Source organism: Stenotrophomonas sp. SrG (assembly GCF_050031795.1).
Lineage (GTDB): Bacteria > Pseudomonadota > Gammaproteobacteria > Xanthomonadales > Xanthomonadaceae > Stenotrophomonas > Stenotrophomonas rhizophila_A.
Genome location: NZ_JBNBBE010000374.1, coordinates 1 through 262 on the forward strand (window position 1 = coordinate 1; position 262 = coordinate 262).

Genomic DNA, 262 nt, shown 5'->3' on the forward strand with positions numbered 1-262 from the left:
CCGTGCGTACATGAACGATATCCTGTTCCGGCAGACCGCCAAGCGTTACGCGCAGTCCTGCGACCACCACCAGCCGTGGTGGTATTTCCTGGCCACCATGCCGTCCATGTGGATCCCGGCGTTCCTGCTGGTTCCGTGGGCGATTCCCGCCTGGTGGCGACGCCTGCGCCGGCGCGACCCGCGCTACCTGCTGCTGCTTGGCTGGTGGCTGCTGATCGTGCTGTTCTTCTCCATTCCGCACGGCAAGCGCGACGTCTTCATA

Annotated in this window: 1 pseudogene; it reads left to right on the top strand. The window is 64.5% G+C overall.

The window, feature by feature from the left end:
- Positions 1–262 (top strand): annotated as a pseudogene (locus ACQG3P_RS20145) (dolichyl-phosphate-mannose--protein mannosyltransferase); the annotation flags it as partial.